The organism is Mesorhizobium sp. M8A.F.Ca.ET.165.01.1.1 (assembly GCF_004792065.1).
In the GTDB taxonomy this organism is placed as follows: domain Bacteria; phylum Pseudomonadota; class Alphaproteobacteria; order Rhizobiales; family Rhizobiaceae; genus Mesorhizobium.
Window position 1 is genome coordinate 1 of record NZ_SRTH01000035.1, and the last position, 7,635, is coordinate 7,635.

Below are 7,635 nucleotides of genomic sequence, written 5' to 3' on the forward strand. Positions count from 1 at the left end.
CCAAGCTCTCCCGCGGCTGTAACCTCAGGTGGTACGGGCGACTTCGCCAAGCCAAGGTCCGGGCGGCCGCCCGGACCTTGGCTCAATCGCTTCAATCCCACGAAATCTCTCTCGTGTAGATACAAGGTGGCTCGGCGAAGCCGAGACGGAGTGGGGGTCGACCAGCGCGGCACAAGACAATTCACGCGCTAAGCCGTCATGCCACGCGATCGCCGCTACCAGCCGCCCGGAAATGCGCGCATGCTTAGCGCCTCTGGCGGGAGCGAGGAGCCCGAGTCCTGAGTACTCACCTGTCGATCCGCGTCGACAGGATGATCGACGACGACGTCCGTTCGACCCCCTCCATGGCGCCGATCTGGTCGAGGAGCGTGTCGAGGTCGCGGATCGACGGCGCGTCGACGATGACGATCATGTCGAAATTGCCGCTGACGGAGTGCAGTGTCCTGACCGGCGGCAGCGCCTGCAGGGCGCGCACCACTTTGTCGGCGAGCTTGGGCGTGACGGTGAGCAGCACATGTGCCCTGACTAGCCCCTGCTCATAGTCCGGCGACAGCCTGACGCCATAGCCCGTGATGATGCCGCGCTGCTCCAGCCGCTCGATCCGGCTTTGCACCGTCGTGCGCGACACGCCGAGCTGGCGCGCCAGTTCGGCCGTCGAGGCGCGCGCGTTGGCGCGCAGCAGCGAAAGCAGGGCCTGTTCGGCATCACTGAGCATTTCGACGAATCCTTTCGGCAATTCGACAAAAGATAGGGTTCACATTGCAGGATTCCACGCTTCCTTTCGACAGGCAAGCTGCGATGATTCCGGCAAACGCGGATCGCAGGGGAATTTGACCATGAACAAAATCGTTATCGTCGGGGCCGGCAAGATCGGCTCGACCATCGCCGAAATGCTTGCTGAAACGGGCGACTACCAGGTCACCCTCGTCGACCGCTCGGCGGCACAGCTCACTGCTGCCGAGGTGCCCGATAGCGTCGAGACGCTCGAACTCGACATCGCGGCGGTCGGTGCGCTCGAGGCGGCGCTCACCGGCAAGTTCGCGGTGCTGAGCGCCGCCCCCTTCCATCTCACCACGCGCATCGCCGAGGCGGCGGCCAGCGCCGGCGTGCATTATCTCGACCTCACCGAGGATGTCGTCTCGACCAGGCGCGTCAAGGAACTGGCCCGTTCCGCCAAGAGCGCCTTCATCCCGCAATGCGGGCTGGCGCCGGGCTTCATCTCGATCGTCGCCAACGACCTCGCCAGCCGCTTCGACACGCTGGAAAGCGTGCGCATGCGCGTCGGCGCGCTGCCGCAATACCCGTCCAACGCGCTGAACTACAATCTGACCTGGAGCACCGACGGCGTCATCAACGAATATTGCGAGCCTTGCGAGGCGATCGTCGAAGGCGAGCTGGTCGAAGTGCCGCCGCTGGAAGAGCGCGAGGAGTTCTCGCTCGACGGCGTCACCTACGAGGCGTTCAACACCTCCGGCGGGCTCGGCACCTTGGCCGAGACGCTGAAGGGCAAGGTGCGCACGCTGAACTACCGCACCATCCGCTATCCCGGCCATGCCGCGATCATGAAGGCGCTGCTCAACGATCTCGGCCTGCGCCATCGCCGCGACGTGTTGAAGGACATTTTCGAAAGTGCTTTGCCGGCGACGCTGCAGGACGTGGTCATCGTCTTCGTCACCGTCAGTGGCCGCAGACAAGGCCGTCTGCTGCAGGAGACCTACGCCAACAAGATCTACTCCAGGCGGGTCGGCCAGACGGTGCGCAGCGCCATCCAGATCACCACGGCTTCCGGAATCTGCGCCGTGCTCGACATGCTGGCTGACGGCTCGCTGCCGGGGACAGGCTTCGTCAAGCAGGAGGAGATCGCGCTCGACGCCTTCCTCGCCAACCGCTTCGGCCGCGCCTATGCCCAGCACGATATGGTAAGCCGGCTGGCGGGGTGAAGAGCGCCAGCCTTTCTTCCTTCTCCCACAAGGGGAGAAGGAAAGACCAACGCCGCGCTCAAATATGCAGCGCGTGCCCCAGCGCCTTCAGCGCCGCTTCCTGGAACCCCTCGCCCTGCGTCGGGTGGGCATGGATCGTTCCGGCGATGTCCTCCAGCCGCGCTCCCATTTCCAGCGCCAGCCCAAACGCCGCCGACAGTTCCGACACGCCCTGGCCGACCGCCTGGATGCCGAGCACCAGGTGATTGTCGGCGCGCGCCACGACGCGGACGAACCCGTCTTCGCCGAGCTTGGTCATCGCGCGGCCATTGGCGGCGAAGGGGAACATGCCGATCTTGACCTCGCCCTGGCCCTTGGCCTCTTCCGGCGACAGGCCCGCCGTCACCAGCTCGGGATCGGTGAAGCAGACGGCGGGGATCGAGCGCTTGTCCCAGTTGCGCTTGTGGCCGGCGACGATCTCGGCAACCATCTCGCCCTGCGCCATTGCCCGGTGCGCCAGCATCGGCTCGCCGGTGACGTCGCCGATGGCGAAGACGCCGCGCATCGAGGTGCGGCACTGGTCGTCGATCCTGATGAATTTTCCGGCCGTGTCGAGATCGATCTGCTCGAGCCCCCAGCCCTCGGTCACCGGCTTGCGGCCGACCGTCACCAGGATCTTGTCCGCGGCGACCTTGCCGCTCTTGCCGTCGGATGTCTCGACCAGCAGCGCGTCGCCCTTCGTCGACAGGCCCTTGGCCTTGGCGCCTGTCATCACCTCAATGCCGAGCGCGGCGAGCCGTTTGACCACGGGCCCGGTCAGTTCCGAATCATACTGCGCCAGCACGCGCGGCAGGGCTTCGACCACGGTCACCTCGGCGCCCATCTTGGCAAAGGCCATGCCGAGCTCCAGCCCGATATAGCCGCCACCGACGACCGCGAGTTTCTTGGGCACTTCGCTCAGCGCCAGGGCTTCCGTGGAGGAAATGACAGGCCCGCCAAACGGAAGGAAAGACAGTTCGACCGGCGCCGAGCCCGTCGCGATGACGATCGTCTCGGCCCGGATCACCTGGCTTCCCGTCTCGGTCTCGACCTCGACGGTCTTGCCGTCGCGAAAGGTCGCCCAGCCCTGCACGGTCTTCACCCCGGCTTTCTTGAGCAGGCCGGCAACGCCGCTGTTGAGCCGGCTGACGATCCCGTCCTTCCAGGCCACGGTCCTGGCGAGATCGAGCACCGGTGCCGTGACCGAAATGCCGAGCGGGCTCTTGCCGCCGGCCATGTGCGCGACCTTCTCGAACTCCTCCGCCGCGTGGATCAGGGCCTTTGAGGGGATGCAGCCGACATTGAGGCAGGTGCCGCCGGGCTTGCCGGCCTCGACGATCACCGTATCGACGCCGAGCTGACCGGCACGAATGGCGCAGACATAGCCGCCCGGACCGGCGCCGATGACGAGCAGCTTGCAGGAGATTTCTTTCATGATGTGACCCTTCGACCCGAGGGAATGCTCCGTCGAGATTCTTCACGCCCCCCTCTGTCCTGCCGGACATCTCCCCCACGAGGGGGGAGATTGGCAGCTTCGTCGCTTCGCTCATTCTTGCGATGATAGAGATTGGCGAAACCCGGCGTGACGTCCCATCTCCCCCCTTGTGGGGGAGATGCCTGGCAAGGCAGAGGGGGGCGCTGTCCCGCAGTCATCTCGGTCATTCCGCCGCCCCTCTAATCCACGAAAATCAGCGCCGGCGTTTCCAGCAGCGCCTTGATCCGCTGCACGAACACCGCCGCGTCCCAGCCGTCGATGACGCGGTGGTCGAAGCTCGACGACAGGTTCATCATCTTGCGCGGGATGAACTGTGTGCCGTCCCACACGGGCCGCACCATCATCTTGTTGACGCCGATGATCGCGACCTCCGGATGATTGATGACCGGCGTGGTCGCCACGCCGCCCATGGCGCCGAGCGAGGTGATGGTGATGGTCGACCCGGACAGGTCGTCACGGGTCGCAGTGCCCGACTTGGCCGCCTCGGCCAGCCTGGCGACCTCGGCGCCGCAATCCCAGATGTCGCGCGCCTCGGCATGCTTGACGACAGGCACCACCAGCCCCGACGGCGTCTGCGCGGCGATGCCGATATGGATGCCGCCATGCTGGTGGATGATGCCGGCCTCGTCGTCGAACAGCGAATTGAGTTGAGGCTGGTCCGCGATGGCCTTGACCATCGCCCGCATCAGGAACGGCAGCAGCGTCAGCTTGGGCCTCTCCGCGCCTCCCTTGGCCGGCCGCTTTTCCTTGTTGAGCGCGGCGCGCAATTCCTCCAACGGGGTGACGTCGATCTCCTCGACATAGGTGATGTGCGGGATGCGCGACTTGGACAGCGTCATCTTCTCGGCGATCTTTCGCCGCAGGCTGACCAGTTTGATGTCCTCGATCGCATCGTTGCTGGCGAGACCCGATGTCTTGGCCAGTTGCGGCCCGCGCGCCAGGAACGCCTCGATGTCTTCGTGGCCGATGCGGCCGGCGGGGCCGCTTCCGGTAACCTGCCTGAGATCGATGCCGGCCTCTTTCGCCCGCAAGCGGACGGCTGGCGACGCCAGCGGCTTCTCGCCTTCCGGGCGCGGCGCGCCGGCAGAGGCCCGTGCAGTGGTCTTCTCGGCAGGCGATGCGGGTTTCACCGGTGCCTCGGCGGGTTTTGCCACCTTGGGCGACGGTGCGGTTTCGGGTTTCGGGCTCGGCAGCTTGGCGGGCGCTTCGGCCTCTGCGGTTGGTTCCGCTTCTTTGCCGGCGGCCTTCACATTGCCCTCGCCCGCCACCTTCAGCCGCACGATTGGCGAACCGATCGCCACCGTGTCGCCGATCTCCGCGCCCAGCCACAGGATCTCGCCATCGACCGGCGACGGGATTTCGACCGTCGCCTTGTCGGTCATGACAGCGGCAAGCACCGTGTCCTCGCGCACGATGTCGCCGATCTTCACATGCCATTCGACGAGTTCCGCCTCGGCGACGCCCTCGCCGACATCGGGCAGCTTGATGATGTGTTCGCCCATCTCAGGCCTCCCTAAGCTTCCAATGTTTCGATGAGGGCACGGCCGACGCGCGCGGGCCCCGGAAAATACTCCCACTCCTGCGCGTGCGGATAGGGCGTGTCCCAGCCGGCGACGCGGGCCACCGGCGCCTCCAGTTGGTAGAAGCAGTTTTCCTGCACCAGCGCCGAGAGTTCGGCGCCGAAACCGGAGGTCAGCGTCGCCTCGTGCACGACGACGCAACGTCCGGTCTTCTTCACCGAGGCCACGATCGTGTCGAGGTCGAGCGGCAGCAGCGTCCTGAGATCGATGATCTCGGCGTCGATGCCGGTTTCCGCGGCCGCGGCCTGGGCGACATAGACCATGGTGCCGTAGGCGAGCACCGTGACAGCCGTACCCGCCCTGCGGATCGCCGCCTTGCCGAGCGGCACGGTATAATGGCCGTCGGCGACCTCGCCGAGCTCGTGCTTCGACCATGGCGTCACCGGCCGATCGTGATGGCCGTCGAACGGACCGTTGTAGAGCCGCTTCGGCTCGAGGAAGATCACCGGGTCGGGGTCCTCGATCGCCGCGATCAGCAGGCCCTTGGCGTCATGCGGATTGGACGGCACCACCGTCTTCAGGCCCGACACATGGGTGAACAGCGCTTCCGGGCTCTGGCTGTGCGTCTGGCCTCCGAAGATGCCGCCGCCCGTCGGCATGCGCACCACGATCGGGCAAGTGAAGTCGCCATTGGAGCGATAACGCAGCCGCGCCGCTTCCTGGGTCAGCTGGTCGTAGGCCGGATACATGTAGTCGGCAAACTGAATTTCGACGCACGGCTTCAGGCCATAGGCGGCCATGCCGATGGCCGAGCCGACAATGCCCGATTCGTTGATCGGCGCGTCGAAGCACCGGCTCTTGCCGTACTTTGCCTGCAGGCCTTGGGTGCAGCGGAAGACGCCGCCGAAGAAGCCGACATCCTCGCCGAACACGACGACTTTGCTGTCGCGCTCCATCGACACGTCCATGGCGTCGCGAATGGCCTCGATCATGGTCCGTCTTGGCATGGGTCAGACTCCCGCCTGCTGGCGTTGGTGTCTGAGATGGGGCGGCATCTCGGCGAACACGCCCTCGAACATCTCGCGCGTCGACGGCTTGCCGCCGGCATGCAGCGTGCCGTGGCTTTCCGCCTCCTTCTGCGCCGCGATGACCGTGTCGAGGATTTCGGCCTCGGCCTGCGCGTGCCGCTCGTCCGACCAGACGCCGAGCTTGATGAGATGGTTCTTCAGCCGCATGACTGGGTCGCCGAGCGGCCAGGCGTCGGACTCGGTCTTCGGCCGGTAGGCGGAGGGGTCGTCCGAACTGGAATGGGCGCCGGCGCGGTAGGTGACGTATTCGACCAGCGTCGGTCCGAGATTGCTGCGGGCCCGCTCGGCTGCCCACTTGGCTACCGCGTGGACGGCGAGATAGTCGTTGCCGTCGACGCGCAGCGACGGGATGCCGAAGCCGAGCCCGCGCGCCGCGAAGGTGCCCGAGCCACCGCGCGCAATGCCCTGGAAGGTCGAGATCGCCCACTGGTTGTTGACGACGTTGAGCACCACCGGCGCCTTGTAGGTGGAAGCGAACACCAGCGCCGAATGGAAATCCGATTCCGCCGTCGAGCCGTCGCCGATCCAGGCCGCGGCGATGCGCGAATCGTTCGAGATCGCCGAGGCCATCGCCCAGCCGACCGCCTGGATATACTGCGTCGCCAGATTGCCGGAGATGGAGAAGAAGCCGTGCTCCTTCGACGAATACATGATCGGCAGCTGCCGGCCCTTCAGCGGGTCGGCCTCGTTGGAATAGATCTGGTTCATCATCGTGACCATCGGATAGCCGTCGGCGATCAGCAGTCCGGCCTGCCGATAGGTCGGAAAATTCATGTCGCCGGGCGCCAGCGCCTTGCGGAAGGCGCAGCTCACCGCTTCTTCACCGAGATGCTGCATGTAGAAGGACGTCTTGCCTTGCCTCTGCGCCATCTGCATGCGCGCATCGAAGGTCCGCAGCGTCATCATGTTGCGCAGGCCTTCCAGCAATTCCTCGCTGGAAAGCAGCCCGGCCCACGGCCCGACCGCCTCGCCATCGCGGTTGAGCACGCGGATGATCGAGAAGGCCATGTCGCGGATGGTGCGTGGATCGACATCGATGTCGGGGCGCGGCACCGAGCCGGCCCCGGCGATGGTCACGTTGGAGAAATCAGGCGTGCCGCCCGGCCGCACTTCCGGCTCCGGAACGTGGAACCGCAACATCCCAGCATCGGCCATGACCTCAGATCCTCCAATGTTGCTTGGGTGCGGATATTTGCACATCCCTGCCTCCAGGCCAGTGCGAATTCGCCCGGCAAGCCCTTCGGCATCGGTTCCGGCCACGCCGGCCGATCCGGCCTCCCGCGCTCAAGATGAAGATATGTCCGCGAAATTTCTTGTCGATGTTGAGCGGCGGCACGCAATTTGGCGAATGGTTGCGGGCAGGTTGCCGCAAGAGGAGGTATTTTTAGAAGGCGGGGCCAGAAGCGACCTTCCTTCTCCCCTTGTGGGAGAAGGTGTCGCCGAAGGCGACGGATGAGCAACTGTGTTTTCAGGCTTTGTCTGGATACCAGGGTTGGTTGTGTCGAAGCATGGCGCTGAGGATGGTCATAATCTTTCGGGCCACGGCGACGATGGCGACCTTTGGTTGCTTACCG

6 protein-coding genes and 1 pseudogene are annotated in these 7,635 nt (G+C 65.4%); 1 reads left to right on the plus strand and 6 read right to left on the minus strand.

From position 1 onward, the window contains the following. Positions 1 to 286: 286 nt before the first annotated feature. Positions 287 to 715 carry an Lrp/AsnC family transcriptional regulator gene (locus tag EN808_RS34930; protein ID WP_127278168.1) on the minus strand — a complete coding sequence of 143 codons (429 nt, stop codon included), beginning with the start codon at positions 713 to 715 and terminating at the stop codon, positions 287 to 289. A gap of 121 nt (positions 716 to 836) precedes the next feature. On the opposite strand from EN808_RS34930, the gene EN808_RS34935 reads away from it, so the two are divergent. Next, positions 837 to 1,940, plus strand: a complete 1,104-nt coding sequence (locus tag EN808_RS34935) for a saccharopine dehydrogenase family protein (RefSeq protein WP_127873608.1) — start codon at positions 837 to 839, stop codon at positions 1,938 to 1,940. Positions 1,941 to 1,998: 58 nt separating this feature from the next. Here EN808_RS34935 and lpdA read toward each other — a convergent pair whose 3' ends face one another. The 5 genes and pseudogenes from lpdA to EN808_RS37495 form a co-directional block, all read right to left on the minus strand. Next, positions 1,999 to 3,393 carry a dihydrolipoyl dehydrogenase gene (lpdA, locus tag EN808_RS34940; protein WP_135867734.1) on the minus strand — a complete coding sequence of 465 codons (1,395 nt, stop codon included), beginning with the start codon at positions 3,391 to 3,393 and terminating at the stop codon, positions 1,999 to 2,001. Positions 3,394 to 3,632: 239 nt separating this feature from the next. After that, positions 3,633 to 4,955 carry a dihydrolipoamide acetyltransferase family protein gene (locus EN808_RS34950; RefSeq protein WP_135918202.1) on the minus strand — a complete coding sequence of 441 codons (1,323 nt, stop codon included), beginning with the start codon at positions 4,953 to 4,955 and terminating at the stop codon, positions 3,633 to 3,635. A gap of 11 nt (positions 4,956 to 4,966) precedes the next feature. Beyond that, the gene (locus EN808_RS34955; RefSeq protein ID WP_127873611.1) at positions 4,967 to 5,980 is read right to left on the minus strand and encodes an alpha-ketoacid dehydrogenase subunit beta; all 1,014 of its coding nucleotides are present in this window, start codon (positions 5,978 to 5,980) and stop codon (positions 4,967 to 4,969) included. Positions 5,981 to 5,983: 3 nt separating this feature from the next. Next, positions 5,984 to 7,216: a 3-methyl-2-oxobutanoate dehydrogenase (2-methylpropanoyl-transferring) subunit alpha gene (locus EN808_RS34960; RefSeq protein WP_127873612.1), complete on the minus strand. Its 1,233-nt coding sequence runs from the start codon at positions 7,214 to 7,216 to the stop codon at positions 5,984 to 5,986. Between the two features lie 313 nt (positions 7,217 to 7,529). Then, positions 7,530 to 7,635: pseudogene (locus tag EN808_RS37495) on the minus strand (IS110 family transposase); the annotation flags it as partial.